This window comes from Micromonospora sp. WMMD736 (assembly GCF_049179015.1).
Taxonomy (GTDB): Bacteria; Actinomycetota; Actinomycetes; order Mycobacteriales; family Micromonosporaceae; genus Micromonospora.
Map to the genome: position 1 here is coordinate 3933969 of NZ_JBMHMI010000001.1, position 18225 is coordinate 3952193.

The 18225-nt window shown below is 72.7% G+C and carries 17 protein-coding genes and 1 riboswitch; of the genes, 10 read left to right on the forward strand and 7 right to left on the reverse strand.

Annotated elements, in window-relative coordinates; genetic code table 11:
* The first annotated feature begins 320 nt into the window (after positions 1-320).
* Complete coding sequence (locus tag ACN269_RS17505) at positions 321-1595, forward strand: hypothetical protein (protein ID WP_421473436.1); 1275 nt, start codon at positions 321-323, stop codon at positions 1593-1595.
* Here ACN269_RS17505 and ACN269_RS17510 read toward each other — a convergent pair.
* The 3 genes from ACN269_RS17510 to ACN269_RS17520 form a co-directional block, all read right to left on the reverse strand.
* Positions 1585-2604: a GNAT family N-acetyltransferase gene (locus tag ACN269_RS17510; RefSeq protein WP_421473437.1), complete on the reverse strand. Its 1020-nt coding sequence runs from the start codon at positions 2602-2604 to the stop codon at positions 1585-1587. The two genes, ACN269_RS17505 and ACN269_RS17510, sit on opposite strands and share 11 nt — an antisense overlap.
* 236 nt (positions 2605-2840) lie before the next feature.
* Entirely contained in the window at positions 2841-4127 is a 1287-nt protein-coding gene (thrC, locus tag ACN269_RS17515; protein WP_421473438.1) for a threonine synthase, read from the reverse strand.
* A gap of 10 nt (positions 4128-4137) precedes the next feature.
* Positions 4138-4273: riboswitch (SAM riboswitch) on the reverse strand.
* A 67-nt stretch (positions 4274-4340) separates the two neighbouring features.
* Positions 4341-5309 (reverse strand): DMT family transporter, encoded by a 969-nt coding sequence (locus tag ACN269_RS17520; protein ID WP_421473439.1) that lies wholly within the window; start codon positions 5307-5309, stop codon positions 4341-4343.
* A gap of 91 nt (positions 5310-5400) precedes the next feature.
* Between ACN269_RS17520 and ACN269_RS17525 the strand changes: the two genes are divergently transcribed.
* Positions 5401-5706: an ArsR/SmtB family transcription factor gene (locus ACN269_RS17525; RefSeq protein WP_421473440.1), complete on the forward strand. Its 306-nt coding sequence runs from the start codon at positions 5401-5403 to the stop codon at positions 5704-5706.
* Between the two features lie 67 nt (positions 5707-5773).
* Here ACN269_RS17525 and ACN269_RS17530 read toward each other — a convergent pair whose 3' ends face one another.
* Both ACN269_RS17530 and ACN269_RS17535 read right to left on the reverse strand, forming a co-directional pair.
* Complete coding sequence (locus tag ACN269_RS17530; protein WP_421473441.1) at positions 5774-6223, reverse strand: DoxX family protein; 450 nt, start codon at positions 6221-6223, stop codon at positions 5774-5776.
* A 336-nt stretch (positions 6224-6559) separates the two neighbouring features.
* Positions 6560-6796, reverse strand: a complete 237-nt coding sequence (locus ACN269_RS17535; protein ID WP_421473442.1) for a winged helix-turn-helix domain-containing protein — start codon at positions 6794-6796, stop codon at positions 6560-6562.
* A 248-nt stretch (positions 6797-7044) separates the two neighbouring features.
* Between ACN269_RS17535 and ACN269_RS17540 the strand changes: the two genes are divergently transcribed.
* The 3 genes from ACN269_RS17540 (at position 7045) to ACN269_RS17550 (ending at position 8584) form a co-directional block, all read left to right on the forward strand.
* Positions 7045-7548: a hypothetical protein gene (locus tag ACN269_RS17540; RefSeq protein ID WP_421473443.1), complete on the forward strand. Its 504-nt coding sequence runs from the start codon at positions 7045-7047 to the stop codon at positions 7546-7548.
* Positions 7549-7569: 21 nt separating this feature from the next.
* Entirely contained in the window at positions 7570-7902 is a 333-nt protein-coding gene (locus ACN269_RS17545; protein ID WP_421473444.1) for a hypothetical protein, read from the forward strand.
* A gap of 82 nt (positions 7903-7984) precedes the next feature.
* Positions 7985-8584 carry a DUF4232 domain-containing protein gene (locus ACN269_RS17550; protein WP_421473445.1) on the forward strand — a complete coding sequence of 200 codons (600 nt, stop codon included), beginning with the start codon at positions 7985-7987 and terminating at the stop codon, positions 8582-8584.
* On the opposite strand, the gene ACN269_RS17555 is transcribed toward ACN269_RS17550, so the two are convergent.
* A complete protein-coding gene (locus ACN269_RS17555; protein WP_421473446.1) occupies positions 8574-9440 on the reverse strand; it encodes an ABC transporter permease in 867 nt (288 codons plus the stop codon). The genes ACN269_RS17550 and ACN269_RS17555 overlap by 11 nt on opposite strands.
* Positions 9440-12304, reverse strand: coding sequence for an alpha/beta fold hydrolase (locus ACN269_RS17560; protein WP_421473447.1), 2865 nt, complete (start codon positions 12302-12304; stop codon positions 9440-9442). Before ACN269_RS17560 ends, ACN269_RS17555 begins: the two co-directional genes overlap by 1 nt.
* A 374-nt stretch (positions 12305-12678) precedes the next feature.
* Here ACN269_RS17560 and ACN269_RS17565 point away from each other — a divergent pair, with 374 nt between their 5' ends.
* From ACN269_RS17565 to ACN269_RS17585, 5 genes are read left to right on the forward strand one after another with little or no spacing between them, the layout of a single operon-like run.
* Positions 12679-13851, forward strand: coding sequence for a hypothetical protein (locus tag ACN269_RS17565; RefSeq protein ID WP_421473448.1), 1173 nt, complete (start codon positions 12679-12681; stop codon positions 13849-13851).
* Positions 13838-16519, forward strand: a complete 2682-nt coding sequence (locus ACN269_RS17570) for a nitrate- and nitrite sensing domain-containing protein (RefSeq protein WP_421473449.1) — start codon at positions 13838-13840, stop codon at positions 16517-16519. Before ACN269_RS17565 ends, ACN269_RS17570 begins: the two co-directional genes overlap by 14 nt.
* Positions 16516-16992, forward strand: coding sequence for a roadblock/LC7 domain-containing protein (locus ACN269_RS17575; protein WP_421473450.1), 477 nt, complete (start codon positions 16516-16518; stop codon positions 16990-16992). The genes ACN269_RS17570 and ACN269_RS17575 overlap by 4 nt, the downstream gene beginning before the upstream one ends.
* Positions 16989-17465 (forward strand): DUF742 domain-containing protein, encoded by a 477-nt coding sequence (locus ACN269_RS17580; RefSeq protein WP_421473451.1) that lies wholly within the window; start codon positions 16989-16991, stop codon positions 17463-17465. The genes ACN269_RS17575 and ACN269_RS17580 overlap by 4 nt, the downstream gene beginning before the upstream one ends.
* Positions 17443-18204 carry a GTP-binding protein gene (locus ACN269_RS17585; RefSeq protein WP_421473452.1) on the forward strand — a complete coding sequence of 254 codons (762 nt, stop codon included), beginning with the start codon at positions 17443-17445 and terminating at the stop codon, positions 18202-18204. The genes ACN269_RS17580 and ACN269_RS17585 overlap by 23 nt, the downstream gene beginning before the upstream one ends.
* Positions 18205-18225 lie beyond the last annotated feature (21 nt).

Here is an 18225-nt window from a genome sequence, read left to right on the forward strand (position 1 = left end):
GCTCCTGGCGATCGCCCTGATCTGGCGGCTCGGGGCGCGCACCTGGCAACTCCCCGAGGACAGCGCGACGGTGCCGCAGGGGGTGGGCGCGGACCGTCTGGACACGGCGGCGTTCTGGGACAACCGCGCACTCCTGCGGCGGCTACGGTCGGTGCACGTCGCCGTGGCGCTCGGCACGCTGGACGCGGCGCTGCTGCTGCCGCTGTCCCGCCACGACGCCGCCCTGACCGGTTATGTGTTGCTCGGCCTCGACGCGGCCCTGCTCGCCGGGACCGCCGTGCTGCTCTGCCGACCGGCCATCGAGCGGCACGGCGGGCCGGGTGCTGCTGCTGCTGGCGCTGGGGGTGCTGGTGCTCAGCCGCCACCCGCCGACCGAGCGGACCTTCGTCGCCCGCCTCGGCGCGCCGGTGCTGGCGTCGGTGGCGATCGGGTTGGCCGTGGCTTTCTCCTCCGCCGTCACCTACGCGGTCGCCGAGTACCTGGACCGTGGCTCCAGCCCCACCCCGGCCCGACCATTGCCTCCGGGCGCGCCGCCGCTGTCCCCACCGGTCGCGTACCGCTGGGCGGCGCTGGGTTTCTCGGTGGCGCTCGTCGTGGTGTGGGGGGTGGCGGTGATCGGGGCGCGAACCCGACAGGCCCGCTACCGCAGGCAGGCAGAGGAACTGGTCCACCGGGAGTTTCCGGAGGCGTCCCGGGTGCCGCGGGAGCGAGTCGAGGCGGTGCGGGACGCGGTCGTCAAGGCGCGCCTGGCGGACCGGCTCGGTCCACTCCTGCCGATCGCGTACGCGGTGTTGGCGTTGCTCACCCTCGGCGCGGCCGGGCTCTCCCTGGTGCACCAGGGGCCGGGGGCGCTCGCGCTGCGGCTGGGCGGGCAGACGCTCGCCCGGCCGGTGATCTTCGTGACCGACCTCGGTGGGGCACTGACCGGCGTGTTCGCCCTGGTGTTGGCGGTAGCCGGACTGTTCGCCTATCGGTCAGCCGGCGTCCGGTCGGTCGGGGTGCTCTGGGACCTGGCGACGTTTTGGCCACGTGGAGCGCACCCGCTCGCGCCGCCCTGCTACGCGGAGCGGGCGGTGCCGGAGCTGACCCGCCGGATCGGGCAACTCGTCGCGGGCTGTGACCAGGTGGTCCTGTCCGGGCAGAGTCACGGCAGCGTGCTGGCCTTGGCCGCGGTGCTCCAGTTGCCGGCGACCTGCCAACGGCGGGTCGCGCTGCTGACCTACGCGAGCCCGCTGGGCACGCTGTACCGGCGGTTCTTTCCGGGATACGTGAACGACTCGGTGCTGTACGAGGCGGGAGAACGGATCGACTGGCGGTGGATCAACCTCTGGCGCTACACCGACCCGATCGGTGGGTGGATCTTCGCCGGGGATCCGGTGGCTCGGCCCGGCCATCCCACTGCGCGGGTGGGCGGCCGGGCCACGGAGGTGGACCGCCGGGTGCGCGATCCGGCCGGGTTGACTGTCGCGCCGACCGACACCGTGCCGCCACCGGTGCGCAAACACCACTTCACCTCGGACCAGGATCTACACAGCGCGGTCAGCGAGCTGACCCGTCGGCTGGAAGCGGGTGAGCCGCCGGGCGTCAGAGGGTGAGCTGCCAGTTGTCCCAGGCGTCCACCGGGCGGAACCCGAGCTCCTCGTTGATCGCCACCATGTGGCTGTTGCTGGCCGCGTTCCAGGTGTCGATGACGCGTACGGCGGGTTCGTGGGTGAGCAGGTGGTGCAGGTTCTCCGCCTTGGCGATGAGGCCCAGCCGGCGACCACGGTGGGCCGGGTCGACGAGGGTGATCTGCTGGTACGCGTGCCAGTCGGTGGAGGCACCCACGTCGAGCAGGGTCCAGGCGACCAGCCGGCCGGACGCCTCGTGTCGCATGGCGAGGTGGTAGCGCCGCCGACCCCGGGCGTCCAGGGCGCGCTCGTTGCCCCGGATGCGCTCGGCGTCGACCTGCTCCGGTTCCCACTGCACGTCGCCCATGGGCGCGTCCATCAACAGCCGGCCGTCCAGGTAGGCGACGTCCGCCACGTACTGCGCCGGGGTGGCACCCTGCCAGGAGACGGACCGGTAGCCCTCGGCGCGGGGCTGGGCCTCGGCCAGGGCCGCCCGCAGCGCGAGCCGGTCGATCCGCTCGATCTCCAGGCGGCGACGCACCTCGACCAGCGCGGACTGCGCGCCCATCGCGGTGGCGAACGCCGCGCCCGCCACCGGTCGCGTCGGGCCGCCGGGTAGCGCGGCGACGGCCATGGCGACGACCCGCTTGCGGTCGTGTTGACGCAGCAGGCGTACCCCGTACTCGTGCAGGGCCCGGCCGACGCCCCGGCGGCGCAGGTCCGGGCGGACCGTCAGCTCGGCGGTGGCGTTGTCGGTGTTGTCGAGCTGCGGCAGGTCGAGCTGGAGGTAGCCGGCGGGCACCCCGTCCAGCCGGGCCAGCGCCCAGAGGGATCGGGTGCCGGGCATCGGGGTGTGGAAGAGGGCGTCGAAGCGTTGCCGGCAGGACGGCGGGAAGTCGGGCAGGTCGGCCTCGGTGGCCGCCGCGCCGATCCGGTACGCCTCGTCGACCGCTGCCCGGTCGGCGCCGTCGAACGGCACGATCGTGATGCTCATGCGGGCGAGCCTGGCAGGAGCAAAAGCGACAGGGCCAGCGATTATTCGCTGGCCCTGTCGAACGTGGTCGGGAGGGACACTCGCACAACGCCTCCGGCGTTGGGTCGCAAGAACTTCAAAAGTCTTCGGCGAAATGCCCTCCCGCACGGAGCATCTTGCGCCGTCCGGTTCCTGCCGTCAAGTCCTGGGCGGCGGGTTTTCCACACTCACAGCGAAAATCCAGTCACCCGGTGGATTCAGCCGAGCAGACCGGCGTCCCGGGCGGCACGCAAGGACGGCTTGATCTGGTGGGTCGGGCCGACCTGGGCGGCCACCGCGTCGATCGTCTTCAGACCTTCGCCGGTGTTGAAGATGACCGTCTCCGCCGTCGGGTCGAGCCGGCCGGACTCGACCAGCTTGCGCAGCACCGCCGCCGTGACGCCGCCCGCCGTCTCGGCGAACACCCCGGTGGTACGGGCCAGGTCGCGGATGCCGGCGCGGATCTCGTCGTCGTCGGCGTACTCCATCCACCCGCCGGTGCGGCGCACCGCTTCCAGGGCGTAGAGGCCGGCGGCCGGGTCGCCGATGTTGAGCGACTTGGCGATGCCGGTGGGCTTGACCGGGGTGATCGTGTCGGTGTCGGCGTGCAGCGCGGCGGCGATCGGGTTGCAGCCGGCCGACTGCGCCCCGAAGACCTTCCAGCCGCCCGCCGGGGCCTCGACCAGGCCGATCTCGACCAGCTCGGAGAAGGCCTTGTCAATCTTGGTGAGCAGTTCTCCGCTGGCCATCGGGATGACCACCTGGGCGGGGATCCGCCAGCCGAGCTGCTCGGCCACCTCGTACCCGAGGGTCTTGGAGCCTTCCGCGTAGTACGGCCGGACGTTCACGTTGACGAACGCCGTGTCCTCGAACTCGTCGGTCTCCACCAGTTCGCCGCAGAGCCGGTTGACGTCGTCGTACGACCCGTCGATGGCGACCAGCTCGCCGCCGTACACGGCGGTGGTGATGATTTTGCCCTGCTCCAGGTCGCTGGGGATGAAGACGATCGAGGGCACACCGGCGCGGGCGGCGTGCGCGGCCACCGAGTTGGCCAGGTTGCCGGTGGAGGCGCAGGCGAACCGGCTGAACCCGAGCGCCTTCGCGGCGGTCAGCGCCACCGAGACGACCCGGTCCTTGAACGAGTGGGTCGGGTTGGCGCTGTCGTCCTTGACCCAGAGCGGCGCGGTTATGCCCAGCTCGGCGGCGAGGTGCGGGGCCGCCACCAGCGGGGTCAGGCCCGGGTCGAGGGTGACCCGGGTGGTCGGGTCCTGGCCGGCGGGCAGCAGTGCGGCGTACCGCCAGATGTTGTCCGGGCCGGCCTCGATCTGCTCGCGGGTGACCGTGGCGAGGGCCGCGGTGTCGTAGTCGACCTCCAGCGGACCGAAACACTCGTAGCAGGCGTGCTGGGCGGCGAGCGGGTAGCGGGCCGAACAGGCGCGGCAGACGAGGGCGCGGGCGGGGCTGGCGGAGGTGTCGATGCCGGAGGCGGCGAGCGTCGACGTCATGTCGAGAGTCCTCTCATCTTTCCCCGCATCGCACGGTGCGGCGGGGACGGAATTGGCACCTGCCCCGCCGGTCGCTCAGCGGTGAGCGCGCGGGGTGGTTGCCGGGGCGTCGTCGGGCCGTATCCCTCAGCCCCTCTGGATGAGGTATGCAGTTGTGCCGTCGAGTCTAGGCAACGTTGCCCGGCGCCTCCACCGGGCATCCCAGCCAGTGGGTCAGCGGGCGGCCACCGCCACCGGGTCGACCACCGCGACGGGATCGGTGACCGCCGTCGGCCGAGGCGACGACGAGGGCCGGGGGCGGGTACGCGCGGCGAGGTTCGCGGCGACCAGGGCGGCGATGGTGATTGCCGCGCCGACCAGTTCGATCCCCTCCGGCCGGTAGCCACGGGCGATCTGCACGACGAACGTGGTCACCGGGACGAGGTTCATGAACAGGGCGGCGTTTGCCGCGCCCAGCCGCTGCACGCCGGTGTTCCAGGCCAGCACCGCGACGACGGCGGCGACGAGCACGGCGTACGCCACTTGTGGGGTGACCGCCACGAGGTCGGCGGCGGCCGGCGCGTGCTGCCACCCGACGGCGTCGGCGCCGATGCTCGCGGCCAGCATGGCGGCCGTGCCGGCGAGCGCGGTCAGGGTGGTGAAGCGCAGCGGTGACCAGGTGCCGAACCGGGTCGCGCCGTGGGTGTAGATAGCCCAGCCGAGCACCGCCCCGATCATCATGAGGCCGCCGAGACCGAACTGACCGAGCCCGGCCAGGCTCCCGCGGGTGATCACCAGGCCGACGCCGAGGAGCGCCACCAGGGAGAGGGCCAGCAGGGCGGGCTTCGGCCGTACGCCGTCCCGGGCCCACCGGACCAGCTGGGTGATGATCGGGGTGGTCGCCACGAACAGGGAGATCTGCTGCGGGGCGGCGTGCTCCAGCGCCAGGTTGGTGAGCAGGTTGAAGCCGGCGAAGCCGACCACGCCGAGCACCACCACCTCGACTCCCCGACCGCCGAGCCGCAGCGCGGCCGAGCCCTCCCGGATCAGCAGGATGCCGACCAGGATGACGGCGGCGAACAGGTAGCGGGCGGTGGTCAGGTTGAGCGGGTCGACCCTCGCGAGCGCGGTGGCCAGGATCGGGAACATCGCACCCCAGGCGAGCGCGGCGAGCAGTGGGTAGGCGGCGGCGCGGGATCGCATCGTCAGCTCCAATGTTCGAGTATCTTCGAACCAACGACACCGACCATAGGGTGTTGTTCGATCGTTGTCGAACAAGGGTTAGACTGGTCACATGGAGCCGCACGAACCCGACCTGACCGCCGTACCGGTAACCGCCGTACTGGCCGCGCTCGCCGACGACGTGCGGTTGCAGATCGTCCGGGCGCTCGCCGAGGGCGGCGAGGCGGCCTGCGGCAGCTTCGACTTCGGCGTCTCCAAGGCGACCCGCAGCCACCACCTGAAGGTGCTGCGCGAGGCCGGCCTGACCCGCACCCGGGCCGCCGGCACGAGCCGCCTGGTCCGACTGCGCCGCGACGAGGTTGACGCGCGCTACCCGGGCCTGCTGGACGCGGTCCTCGCCCCCCGCCCGCCGGCCTGACGGCCGACACGCACGCGTCGCCGGAGCCGACACGCCATGGCTCCGGCGACGCGCGTCACGGGTGCGGTCAGGCGTTCACCGGGCTGGGCTCGGCCATCGCCGGCGCAGACTCGTCGGCGCGACGCTTGAAGAGCAGCGAGTCGAGCGCCCACGGGCCCGAGCCCAGCGTCGCGACCAGCAGGAACGACCAGCAGAAGAGGGCTGCCAGCTCACCGCCGTTGCGCAGCGGCAGCAGGTCGTCCGGCTGGTGCACGACGAAGTAGGCGTACGCCATCGAGCCGGACGCGAGCAGCGCGGCGGGCCGGGTGAAGAGCCCGGCCAGCACCAGCGCGCCGCAGATGAGCTGGATCAGGGCGGCCCACCAGCCCGGCCAGGTGCCGAGCGGGATGGCCTTGCCGGTCATCGGGTTGCCGCCGAACAACCCGAAGACCGAGGAGAGTCCGTGCAGCGTGAACAGCAGGCCGATCACGATGCGGAACAGGGACAGGGTCGGCCCGCCGAGCCGAGAGACGTTCATGGAGACCTCCATCGAAGGGAACAGATCTCTTCCATGGTGGGGCCTCAAGCCATCGATGTTAATAAATTCCTTGCTAGTGGGAAAATCCCCGTCGGTAGCACCCAGGGCGCAGTGCGGGATCTACAGCTTTGCCCTAATTTGATCCACACGCGGCAGTAGCTCTCGCGCACTGGGAGCGCTCCCGAGTCCTCAACGTACCGGCTGGCGTGGTGCCCGTACACCCTGTCGAGCTGCCCCGAATATGGGGCAAGCGTCCGCCTCCGATGCGACGACTCGGTCGAGGTGGGCACCTGACGTACCGACCGCCGTCGGGCCGACCTGCGCCCGGTCCACCCGTTATGACTTGCCGGGATCCAGCTCCTTGACGAAGACTCCGCGCCCCGGTGCGCCGACAACGACACCCCGGTCACGCAGGAGCGCAACGGCACGCGCTGCAGTCGAGAACGACACCGAGTAGAGGTCGGCGAGCTGCGTGTAGGAGGGCAGCTTGGCACCCGGCTCATACTCGCCGGCCTTGATACGAGCGGCGACGTCCGCAGCGATGTCGACATAGCTCAGTGGGATCGCGGGCATGGGCGGTCCTCCCGGGTTGGCAATCCCATCTGATCACGACACGCGATCCACCCTCAAGAACATGGTTGACCTATGTCACTAGGTGAAATAGCGTGAGGATGAGCCTCCCGGGTTGGCACCAGGGCTGGTTCATCACTCCGGGAAGCCCCGGACCCACGCCGGGGCAGCGCACAGGGCGGCTCGAATGTCCCCCATTCGAGCTGGTTGTCGCGCTGCCCCGGCACCCCACAACCGAGAGGAGGCCCACCGTGACCGTGACCGAGGCGAGCGCCGCCTGGGAGGTCGAGCAGGTGACCGGCGAGCTGCGCGAGACGTACCTCGCGGTGGCCGCCGCGACCGTCCTGTTGGAGCGGACCAGCGCCGGCTGCGCCCATCCGGCGATCCGGCACGCGCGGCGTCGCGGAGACGACGCGCTCGACCTGGCCGCTGATGCCGAACGGCAACTCAGCGACGGCGTGAGCCGGCTGCGCACGGCAGCCGGCCAGCCCAGCATCGGAGACCTGGTCGAGGTACTGGACACCGCCCGCGAGCAGTTCGGTGCCGCCGCCGCGCGGGTCGGTCAGCTTCCGGCCCGGATCAGCGCAGCTCGGCAGCAGCTCGCCGATGCCGGTCAGCCCGACCTGGCCGCCGAGACGGCGAGTGGGCAGTGGTCCCGGGCCGCCGAGCAGCTCGACCTGATGGCCGAGAGCCTGACGGCGGCAGTGGAGGCGCTCACGTCGTACACCGAAGGGTTGTCCGGGTCGACCGCGTAAGCCCAAGCCGGAGGGAGCAGCATGACGGAGTACGAGGTTCCAGCACGCTGGATCGTGCACCTACCGACCACCCTGACCAGCATCGACGGCGCACGGGCGCTGGCCGAGGCGCTGCGCGACTCGCTCGGGCACGTCACCGCGATCGACTTCGGTGAGACGACGCTGAGCGAGGAGGACCGCCAGTTCGTGCGTACCCGCGTCTGGTGCGACCACCGACTACCCGGCGGCGCGCGCTGTGCCCTGCCCATCGACCATGGTGGCGGGTTGTGCGACTCACGGCCGGACACATCCCCGATGCGGACGCCGGCCGGAGGCAGAGCTGCCCCATATCTGGGGCAGCTCGACAGCGTCTGAACAGGGGACGGCAGGTCGAACCCAGAGCGAACGACGACCGCCCGGGCAGCGGCGGACCACGGCCGTCGGCGAGGATCGAGGAATGATCTTTCGCAACGTCAGCGGGCGACGGGTCGGCGTGGCAGCCGCTCTGCTGGTCACGCTCAGCGCGTGTGTGCCGCGCGATCACGCGGGGCAGGGCGGCGACCCGACCGGCCCGCCGCCGAAACCGTCGAGCCCCGCCCCGTCGGCGAGCGCCGAGCCCGTACCCACGTGCCCGGCGTCCGGCGTCCGGATCCGCTCGACCGGTGGGGACGCCGCGATGGGGCTGCGCGCCCTCGGCCTGGAGCTGGTCAACTGCGGCGACCGCCCCTACCGGCTCGACGGCTACCCGACGGTGTGGGTCCTCGACGAGCGGCGCAAGCCGATCATCCTGAGCGTGGTGAACGGGGCGCAGGGCATCACGTCGGGCTTCGACCAGCCGCCGCAGCCGATCACGCTGCAAGAAGGCGAACGGGCCGTCGCCACCGTCCTGTGGCGCAACCTGGTCACCGACTCGACGGTGGTGGCCACCGACGGGGCGTACCTGTCGGTGGCGCCCGCCGCTGGTCAGCCGGCCGAGGAGGTCGACCCGCACGGCCCGGTCGACGTGGGCAACACCGGGCGGATCGGCGTCAGCGCCTGGCGGACGCCTACGACGTGATGTCCTTGCGGGTGAAGCGCCAGAACGCCAATCCCCAGAACAGCGTCGCGTAGCTGATCGCCGAGATGGTGCCGCGTACCACGTCGTCGGTCTGCACCGGCGTGGACAGCAACCCGAGCCAGGCGGTGCTGAAGTGGGTGGGCAGGAAGTCCCGCAGCACGCCCAGTGCGGTGATCTGGTCCAGGATGCTGGACAGGATCCACAGCAGAACCGCGCCGCCGACCGCGCCGAGCGCGGCGTCCGTCGTCACCGACAGCAGGAACGCCAGGCCGGCCACCACCAGGAGTACGACCGCCAGGTAGCCGAGCACCGCCAGCAACCGCAGCAGCCCCTCGCCCGGCTCCAGCTCGGCGGCAACCGTGCTGCGCAGCGGCGACCAGCCGTAGCGCAGGGTGCCCGCGAGCAGGGCGGTACCGGCCAACAACGCCAGGGCCAGCCCCGAGTACGCGAGCGCGACCACCAGCTTCACCGTCAACAGCCGCGCCCGGGGCACCGGGATGGCCAGCAGATAGCGCAGGCTCCCCCAGCTCGCCTCGCTCGCCACCGTGTCGCCGCAGAACAGCGCGACGACCACCACCAGCAGGAACGACGCCGACACGAAGATGGAGAAGAGGGTGAAGTTGAGCCCTCCCGAGGTGGCCAGGTCGACGAGGCTGGCGAACTCGTTGTTGCCGTTGTCGTCGTCGCCGCCGGAGTTGAACTGGAAGGCGATCAGGATGATCAGCGGCAGCAGCACCATGAACCCGAGCGCGAGCTGGGTCCGCCGCCGGGACGCCTGCCGGCGGAACTCCGCCGCGAAGGGCATGGTGGCCGACGGCCGGTAGCCCCGGGCCTCGCCCGCGTCGACAACTGACATCACCGGTCACCGCTTCCCCGAGAGTTCTCGCCCACCAGGGCGAGGAACGCGTCTTCCAGGCGTCGCCGGGGCACCACCCGGTCCACCCCGATGCCGGCGCGCACCAGCTCGGCCACCACCTCGCTGCGGGCCGTGCCGTTGGTGTCCACCACCAACTGCCCGTCGCTCTCCGGCAGCACCCGTACGCCGTGCAGCCGGTCCAGCACGGCGCGCGCCGCCGCCGGATCGGTGACGTCGAACAGCACGCTCGGCGACTCGCCCACGATCTCCTGGACCGGTCCGGAGGCGACGATCCGGCCCTTGTTCACCACCACCGCGTGCGTGCAGGTCTGCTCCACCTCGGCCAGCAGGTGACTGGAGACCAGCACCGCCCGGCCGTCGGTGGCGTACCGCTGGAGCACCCGGCGCATCTCGGCGATCTGCGGCGGGTCGAGCCCGTCGGTCGGCTCGTCCAGCACCAGCAGCTCGGGCAGGCCGAGCATGGCCTGGGCGATGGCGAGCCGCTGCCGCATGCCGTGGCTGTAGTTCTTGATCTTCCGGTGCACCGAGTCGCCCAGCCCGGCGATCTCCAACGCCTCGTCGAAGTGCGCGTCCTCGGCCGGTCGTCCGGTGGCCCGCCAGTACGCCCGCAGGTTCGCCAGGCCGGAGAGGTGTGGCAGGAATCCCGGCCCCTCCACCAGCGCGCCGATCCGGGACAGCACCGGCGAGCCGGGCACCAGCCGACGACCGAACACGTAGATCTCGCCGGCGGTCGGCTGGGTCAGTCCCATCAGCACCCGCAGGGTGGTGGTCTTGCCCGCGCCGTTGGGCCCCAGCAGGCCCACCACCTGGCCCGGGTGTACCTCGAAGTCCACGTTCGACACGGCCACGAAGCCGTCCGCGTACTCCTTGCGCAGCGCGCGCACGGCCAGCGGCGTGTCCGCGTACTCCGGATGCACCGAGCGGTCCTGGCGGCGGTGCCGGCGGCGGACCACGGCGACGACCACGACGAGCCCGATCAGGATGGCGGCGAGCAGCCCGGCGAGCACCCAGCGCCAGACGGTCGCCGCGGTGGGGATCGGCTCGCCGTCGACCGTGGGCAGGCTGACCGCGCCGTCCGCGGCCACCGTGTAGACGGTGGGCGCGGCGGGCGTGGTGTACGCCTGGTCGGAGCTGGCGACCACCAGGCGCAGCCGGTGTCCCGCCTCGATCCGGCGGACGATCCCGGGCAGGGTCACGGTGACCGGGCGGGCGTCCTGCACCCGCTGCGGCAGGCCGGTGAGGCGGATGGGTGCGACCAGCCCGTTCGGCAGGGTCGCCGCGCCGTCCTTGTCGACGTCGTAGAGCTTGACGAAGAGCACCGCCTCCCCGGTCGGCGAGGCGGCCCGCACGGTCACGGTGGGCGCGCCGGCCACGTCGACCGCCTCGGTCAGCGGCGCCGACTCGAAGCGCGCGTGCTGGCCGGGCACGTCGCCGGCCACCCCGTCGAGCAGCGAGGCGAGGCCACCGGCGAACGGGACCGAGGAGATGGCGGCCGGGTTGCCGCTCGGCGGGTTCGCGATCGGCTGCGCCGGGCCGACGACCGCCACCTCCCGACGGGCGTTGCCGGCCAGGCCCGGGTAGTCGGCGCGGCGGAAACCGGTGGCGACCAGGCCCCGGTCGAGCGCGTCGAACCCGGCGATCCGGGACCAGGTGAAGTCGTCGCCGGGCGCGTCGCCCTCGCCCTTGACGTAGTGGTCGAGCCACTGGACGGTCAGGAACTTCACGCGGTCGGAGTCCGAGCGCGGTCCAGTGCCACCGTCGTGTCCGCCGGTGAACCAGGCGACCCGCACCGGGGTGCCGGCGGCGGCGATGCCGCGCGCGTTCGCGTCCGCCTCGCCGAGCGGAAAGAGCGTGTCCGCCTCGCCCTGCACCAGCAGGGTCGGCGCCTTGATCCGGTCCAGCACGGCGGCCGGGCTGGACCGGCGCAGCAGGTCGACGGCCGCCTGGTCGGCCCGGCCCGTGGTGGCGATCCGCAGGTACGCGGCGCAGACGTCGGCCGCGAACCGCCCGCAGGACGGGTCGGCGGCGCCGGCCGGCAGGCCACCGGGCGCGGTTCCGGGGCCCGCGCCCGGCCCGGGGCTCGGTGGGCCGGCGGACGCTGGCGCTCCCTCGGGCTGGGCGGCGGTCGTGCCGGAGAGCCCGGCCGGGCCGCTGCCCACGTTGCCGCCGCCGCCGAAGAAGAGGCCGGCCCACCCCTTCTTGAACACGCCCTCGGTCGGCGCCGCGCCGGTGCTCTCCGGCAGGAACGCGCGGGACAGGTCGTTCCAGGTGATCATGGGGACGATCGCGTCCACCCGACGGTCCTGGGCGGCCAGCAGCAGCGCCAGGCCGCCGCCGTACGAGCCGCCGACCACTCCGACCTTCGGGTCGCCGGGTGCGTCGGTCCGCACCTCGGGCCGGGCGGCCAGCCAGTCCAGCAGCCGCTGGGCGTCGCGCACCTCGTAGTCCGGGTTGTCCAGGTGGATCTCGCCGCCGCTGCGGCCGAAGCCCCGCGCCGTCCAGGTCAGCACCGCGTAGCCGCGTCCGGCGAACTCCTCGGCATCCGAGCGCACCGACTCCTTCGTGCCGCCGAAGCCGTGCGCCAGCAGGACCGCGGGCACCTTCCGACCGGACGACGCGCCGGGCGGAAGGTAGAAGGTGGTGTCCAGGTCCACGGGCACGTCGCCGGACGGTCCGGAGCGGACGGTGAGCATCGCGCTCCGGGTGCGGACGTCCGATCCCTGTGGCCACACCGCCCAGCCGACGGCGACCGCCACCAGCACGACGACCACCGCCGCGGCGATCACACGGCGGCGGGTGGGCAGGGCACGCCGGACCCACGCGGCCGGCGACGGTGATCTCATGCGGCACACGCTACGGCGCGCAGCCTGAGCGTTGGCTGAGATCCGCCGTACGTCCGTCCGGTTGCCCCGATCGGTGATCCGGCCCGGTGCGTCCGAGCAGCCGGCATGGCGGGCCAGTGAGTTGAGTTCGGATCCCGTGAATTCCGATCTTTCGCGGATATCACCCTCGATGCCTTCATGTCACACCAGCGAATGGGACAGAGCGTGCCCGGAACCCTGACGAACGGTGACATCACTCGAACTGACGCAAACCTGACTCGTCGCAACCGACCGGCTTGCCTGGGGTTCGGTTAGTTTTCCGGTCCGGTGGACGGGACTTGTCGGCGAACCCGACACCGCGCCGATCCCCCGCCCGACGCCGGAGGAGACACACCATGACAGTCCCCGCGCCGCGGGCCCGTCGACGAACGTCCATGCTCGGCCGTTCGCTGCCGTTGCTGCTCATCGTCGCGCTGCTCGCGCCGGTCGGCATGCTCTTCACGTCGACCTGGCGACACACCGACGACGATCGGAGCCTGGCCGACCGGGAACGACTCGGCGTGGAGTACCTCCGCGCGCTGGCCCCGGTCACCGAGACACTGGTGGAGGCCCAGACCACCGCCGTCGCCGGCCGTCCCGTCCCCGGCGAGCCCCTGACCCGCGCTGTCGAACAGGCCGCCGCGGTCGACGCCCGCATCGGCGGGGAACTCCGCACGCAGGAACGGTGGGCCGGGTTGCGGGCCAAGCTGGAGGCGCTGCGTGACCGCAGCCCCGCCGACCCGGAGGCCGCCTTCACCGCGTACGGCGAGGTCACCGACCTGCTGCTCGCCCTGCACCACAAGGTCCGGGAGAGCTCCGGGCTGGGTCGTGACCCGGGCGCCGACTCCTTCTTCCTCCAGGACAGCGCCGGCCAGGAGCTGCCCGAGGCGGTGGTGGCCGCCGGCCGGCTCGCCGACCTGGGTGTGCTCGCCAGCCGACGACCGGCCGCCGAACGGCCCCGGAGCCTGATGGAGCTGGCCGGCCTGCGGGTGGCCGCCCTGTCGCCCGCGACCGACGTGGTCGACAACCTGCGCTCCGCCGTGGACAACTCGGAGAGCACCGACCTGGGCGCCAACGTGCTGACCCCCCTCGACGCCTACCAGCGGTCGGTGGAGGCGTTGGCCCTCTACTCGACGCCCAGCGCCTCCGGAACGGTGGACCAGGGCCAACTGGCCGCCACCGCGCTCAACTCGCGCAACGCCGCCCGGCAGCTTCAGCCCGTCATCCTCGGCGAGCTGGACACCTTGCTCACCGAACGGATCGACGGGTTGGCCCGGGACCGGTGGCTGGCCGTCGGGGCGGCCACGGTGGCCGCGCTGGTGCTGATCTGGCTCGCCGGGCTGCTGATCGCCGCCGACCGGCGGACACGTCGGCGGGCCGCCACACCGGAAGCCACGACCTCGGCCACCCCGCCGCCCGGCGACCGCTGGCAGCCACCGGCCGCGACCGACATCCGACCGCTGCAACCGGTGGGCGCGGCCCACGAGCCGGTGGCCGAGCAGTGGGGGCCGTTCGATGCTGCTCGCTAGGCTCCGGATCCGCGGGAAGCTCGCGCTGCTCGTGGTCATTCCCCTGCTGAGCATGGTCGGTCTCGCGGTGCCCGTGGTGCTCGACCGGGTGGCCGCCGCCCAGCGTGCCGCCGACATCACCGACCAGGTACGGCTCGCCAGTCGGGTCGGCAGCCTCGTCCAGGACCTCCAACAGGAGCGCATCCTGTCGATCGGTTACCTCCTCGGCCAGGTCGACCGCTCACAGGTGATCCGCAAGGCGGCCGACGTGGACGACCGGGTGGCCGACCTGCGGGCCGACGGCGGCGACGCGCTGACCGAGCAGGTCGACCACGCGCTAGGTGGCGTGTCCCGGCTCGGCGACCTGCGCCGGGGGGTGCTGGCCCGGACCGCGAACCCCGGCCAGGTGATGGACGCCTTCGGGCCGGTCAACCGGGAGCTGATCGGATCGCTCCGGCTGGTCTTCAGTGTGGACACCGAGACGTTGCCCGGCCGCCAGGTGCTCGCCCTGGACGGGCTGCTCCGCGCCGACGAGGGCATCGGCGCCTGCGCCACCCTGAGCATCCTGGTCAAGGCGATCGGCACTCCGGACACCACCGCCGGCTACGTGGCGTGCATCGCCGCTCTCCAGGTCGACAACGCGCGCTTCCGCAGCCTGATCACCCCCGAACAGCTCAAGGTGGCCCAGCTCAACGACGCCGCCGTGGCCGCGCGTACCAGCCCCGACTTCCTGATCACCAGCGCCCGGGACCCGGCCGGGGCGGTCCGCGACGTGCCGTTGGAGGCGCTGTTCCCGGCCGTCCGCACGATGATCCGGCTCGGCCAGTTCGTCGAGAAGAAGATCGTCGCCGACGTTCTCGCCGAGGTGAAGGCCGACCAGCAGCGCGCGCTGACCGCCGCCTACCTGGTGGCTGGCGCGGCGGCGCTGATCCTGGCGCTGGTGGTGCTGCTCAGCGCGGCGGTGGCGCGTACGGTGGCCCGACCGCTGACCCAGCTCACCCGATCCGCCGACCGGGTCGCCCGGGTCGCGGAGGCAGAGCTGGTCCGGGTCACCGACGACGAGGCGGAGAGCGCCCAGTCCGTCCGGTTGGAGCCGGTGGTCATCTCCTCCAGCGACGAGATCGGTGACCTGGCCCGGGCGTTCGACCGGGTGCAGAACACCGCCGCCCAGTTGGTCGAGCGGCAGATCGCCGGCCGGCGCAACGTGGCGCAGATGTTCGGGCACGTCGGGCGGCGTACCCAGAACCTGGTGAGCCGGCAGCTCGCGCTGATCGACCGGCTGGAACAGCAGGAGGCCGACGCGGGCCGGTTGGAGCACCTGTACCGGCTCGACCACATCTCCAGCCGGCTGCGCCGCAACGCCGGCAGCCTCGTCGTGCTCTCCGGCTCGGCCGGCGCCGACGCGCACACCGCGCCCGTTCCACTTGCCGACGTGGTCCGGTTGGCGCTCGGTGAGATCGAGGACTACACCCGCGTCGACGTGCAGGTGCCGGCCGGTGTCGCCGCCGCGCCGGCCGTCATCGGCGACCTCGTCCTGGCACTGGCCGAGCTGATGGAGAACGCGACGGTCTTCTCCCCGCCGCACACCCGGGTCGTGGTGACCGGCGAGGCGTCCGGGCCGGGCGCCCGGATCACCGTGGTGGACCACGGCATCGGCATGAGCGAGCAGCGGCTCGCCGAGGAGAACGCCCGGCTCACCCGCCGGGAACGTCTCGACCTCGCGCCGACCGAGGTGCTCGGCCTCTTCGTGGTGGGACGGCTGGCCCGCCGGCACGGCTGGGAGGTGCGTCTCGCCGCCACCGTTGGCGGCGGCGTGACCGCCCAGGTGGAGATTCCCCAGGCGTCACTGGTGCTGCGCCGCGCCGACCGGGCCGGGGCGACGGTCGCCCGGGCCGCCGTACCGGACCGGGGACGACGGCTTGCTCTCGACCCCGCCCGGGGCGGCCGTGCCCGAGGCGCCGCTGCCGCGCCCGCCACCGCCGCACCGGCCGTCGCCGCAGCCGCCGCTGTGACACCAACCGGTCTCGACACGGACCTGCTCAGCCGGGCCACCCGCAGCCTCGAATCCGGTGAGTCCTGGGACGCCTTCGGCGCTCGGGAGGCGGCGGACGCCGCCGCGACCGCCCGTACCACCCCGCAACCCGCCGCCGCGCAGAGCGCCACCACGGCGGGGACGTCCACCGTCCCCCGGATCCGGCAGCGGGTGCCCGGCGCCAGCCTCGCCGCAGCCGCCGCACCCACCCGGCCGGTCGACGCCACCAGCGCCGATCCGGACGCGGCCCGCGCGCTGGTCGAGGCGTTCCAGTCCGGCGTACGCCGGGCCGAGTCGAGCGCCCCGCCCGCCGACGGCCCCGGCGGGAACTGGTCGATGCGGACGGTCACCGACCCATCCGCCAGCACGGGGCCCACGGTGACGGATTCCGGCGCTACCGTCGACCTGCCCACCACCCCGGGCGGCTTCGGCCCGACCGTGGCGGACACCGGCGGCACCAACCGGGGCCGTCCCCGGCTGAGCCGGCGCGTGCCCGGCGCGAACCTGACGGTCTCACCGCCCAACCAACCAGCCAGCCCGCAGCTCGGCGACCCGGCCGAGGTGCGCAGCCTCATCACCGAGTTCGAGGCGGGCGTCGCCCGCGCTCTCCGCGAAGTCAGCCCAGATCGTCGGAACGAAGAAGGATCATCACGGTGACCAGCCCCTTCCTGCACGACAACGTCGACCACCAGACCCCACCGGCCACCGCCGGGGACCTCAGCCCCGAGGCCCGCACGTTCAACTGGTTGCTGGACTCCTTCACCTCCAGCACCGCCGGGGTGTTGGAGGCGATCGCGGTCTCCTCGGACGGGCTGCTGATGGCCATGTCGGCCATCAAGGACCGCTCCAACGCGGAGCGCCTGGCCGCCGTCGTCTCCGGCATGACCAGCCTCGCCGGGGGCGCGGCCAGCTGGTACGCGCTCGGCGGCCTCAACCGCGTGATCGTCGACATGGCCGACGGATACCTGTTGATCAGCGCCATCAGCAGCGGTTCCGTGTTGGGTGTCGTCGCCGACCGCTCGGCTAACCTGGGCACCGTCGCGTACGAGATGACGCTCTTCGCCGGCCGGGCCGGCGGTGCGCTCACCCCGCGCCTGATCGCCGAGCTGAAGAACGCCGTTCAGCAGTGACTCCCGACGTCGCCGGCGACGATCCGGACCCGGAGCCCGGGGTACGGATCCGCCCCTACCTGCGCACGCCGCCCCCGGCTGGGGGCGGCACGCCGGCGGCACCGGAGCCGGCACCGGACGACGGCGGCCCGGCCGGGCTACGGCCGTTCGTGCTCACCGCCGGCCGGGTGGCCGGCGCCGACCCGGCGATCGGACTCGAGACGCAGGTGACCCGCTCCGACGTCGGCCGGTGGACGGGCACACCGGTCAGCCTGCTGGCGCCGGAGCTTCAGGCGATCATCGCGCTCTGCGCCGAACCGATCTCGGTGGCCGAAATCTCCGCCCGGGCCCGGCTGCAGTTCGGCGTGACCCGGGTGCTGGTCGGCGACCTGCGGGCCGCCGGGCACCTGGACGTGCACGTCACCGACGCCAACGACGCCTACGACCCCGACCTCATCCTGCGAGTGATTGATGGACTTCGTGCGATCTCCTGAATGGCCGGTCGTCCCGATCGGGGGTCTCGCCGGCAACAGCGCCACCGCCCGCTACGGCGCGGCTCCGGGCACTCCTGGAGCGTCCGGGCGGGCCAGCGCGCCGTCGCCGACCGGGCCGCCGCCGCCACCGCCGTACCGGCCGCCGGCCGACACGGGACCGACCGGGCGTCCGTCGGCCGCGCCGCCCGTACCGGTCAAGATCCTCGTCGCGGGTGGGTTCGGGGTGGGCAAGACCACCACGGTCGGCGCGATCTCCGAGATCGCGCCGCTGACCACCGAGGCCGAGATGACCAGCGCCGGCATCGGCGTGGACGACCCGGGCATCCGGTCGACCAAGACCACCACCACGGTGGCGATGGACTTCGGTTGTGTGACCATCGACCGCAGCCTGAAGCTCTACCTGTTCGGCACCCCGGGGCAGTCCCGCTTCGGCTTCATGTGGGACGACCTCGCCCGGGGCGCGCTCGGCGCGCTCGTGGTCGTCGACAGCGCCCGACTTGACGACTGCTTCCCGGCGATCGACTTCTTCGAGCGGGCCGGGTTGCCGTTCGTGGTGGGGGTCAACGCGTTCGACGGGCGACTGGCGCTGGAACTCGGCGAGATCCGCTGGGCGCTGGCCATCGGCGACCACGTACCCCTGGTGCAGTTCGACGCCCGGGACCGGCTTTCGGTGCGGGACGCCCTGCTGGTCGTCCTGGACCGCGCGTTGGACCGGGCCACCCGGGACAGGAAGGCCTGAGCGACCGGCTCCGGCCGTGGC

Coding starts and splice junctions, on each gene's coding strand:
- thrC (WP_421473438.1), bottom strand. CDS start 4,127: ATGACGTCGACGCTCGCCGCCTCCGGCATCGACACCTCCGCCAGCCCC.
- ACN269_RS17530 (WP_421473441.1), bottom strand. CDS start 6,223: ATGAACGTCTCTCGGCTCGGCGGGCCGACCCTGTCCCTGTTCCGCATC.
- ACN269_RS17570 (WP_421473449.1), top strand. CDS start 13,838: ATGCTGCTCGCTAGGCTCCGGATCCGCGGGAAGCTCGCGCTGCTCGTG.
- ACN269_RS17510 (WP_421473437.1), bottom strand. CDS start 2,604: ATGAGCATCACGATCGTGCCGTTCGACGGCGCCGACCGGGCAGCGGTC.
- ACN269_RS17525 (WP_421473440.1), top strand. CDS start 5,401: ATGGAGCCGCACGAACCCGACCTGACCGCCGTACCGGTAACCGCCGTA.
- ACN269_RS17555 (WP_421473446.1), bottom strand. CDS start 9,440: ATGTCAGTTGTCGACGCGGGCGAGGCCCGGGGCTACCGGCCGTCGGCC.
- ACN269_RS17585 (WP_421473452.1), top strand. CDS start 17,443: ATGGACTTCGTGCGATCTCCTGAATGGCCGGTCGTCCCGATCGGGGGT.
- ACN269_RS17520 (WP_421473439.1), bottom strand. CDS start 5,309: ATGCGATCCCGCGCCGCCGCCTACCCACTGCTCGCCGCGCTCGCCTGG.
- ACN269_RS17565 (WP_421473448.1), top strand. CDS start 12,679: ATGACAGTCCCCGCGCCGCGGGCCCGTCGACGAACGTCCATGCTCGGC.
- ACN269_RS17545 (WP_421473444.1), top strand. CDS start 7,570: ATGACGGAGTACGAGGTTCCAGCACGCTGGATCGTGCACCTACCGACC.
- ACN269_RS17535 (WP_421473442.1), bottom strand. CDS start 6,796: ATGCCCGCGATCCCACTGAGCTATGTCGACATCGCTGCGGACGTCGCC.
- ACN269_RS17560 (WP_421473447.1), bottom strand. CDS start 12,304: ATGAGATCACCGTCGCCGGCCGCGTGGGTCCGGCGTGCCCTGCCCACC.
- ACN269_RS17550 (WP_421473445.1), top strand. CDS start 7,985: ATGATCTTTCGCAACGTCAGCGGGCGACGGGTCGGCGTGGCAGCCGCT.